Annotated in this window: 1 protein-coding gene; it reads right to left on the reverse strand. The window is 28.6% G+C overall.

Annotated elements, in window-relative coordinates:
• Positions 1-69: 69 nt before the first annotated feature.
• Positions 70-393: a hypothetical protein gene (locus tag AZI32_RS17580; RefSeq protein ID WP_157450995.1), complete on the reverse strand. Its 324-nt coding sequence runs from the start codon at positions 391-393 to the stop codon at positions 70-72.
• Positions 394-545: the final 152 nt, after the last annotated feature.

The raw sequence follows: 545 nt of genomic DNA on the forward strand, positions 1-545 counted from the left end.
CTTTATTTTCCATTTTAAACCCCTCCATTTTTTATTTAATACTAAACTTCAATTACTTGTTTTATTATCCTATAAATCCCAACTATTAGTCCCAAACTTATAATCCTTATTGAGTTGGTCGAGTTTCCACGCTTCCAAATCTTCGTCAATCTCTTCCTCTTGTTCTTCTAATTGACTATTGAAAAATATATCGTTGTCTATGCTATCTTCTACTGTCATAGCTTCCTCATTAAGACTGTGTAAGCTCTTCTCAAGGCTTTCAATCTCGTCTTTATAAAATATATCATAAGCTTCTTTGTCAAACTCACAAACCTCTTTAGCTTCATTCCTAAGAGAAGTTATTTTTTCTTCTATTGCATTTACTACTAATCTATTTTCAAATTTCATTCCCAAGTCCCCTTTCTTCTTGTTTAACTTTATATATATTATTATAGCCTATTTAGTTGCTTTTATGCAACTATTTTTGTAAAAAAATTATTTAATTTCTAAAACTTCTTTTATGTCTATATCTAAAGCGTTGCAAATACTAGATAGTTTTTCAAAAG

Origin of the sequence: Clostridium sp. ATCC 25772 (assembly GCF_001573875.1) — a bacterium.
Classification (GTDB): Bacteria; Bacillota; Clostridia; order Clostridiales; family Clostridiaceae; genus Clostridium_J; species Clostridium_J senegalense.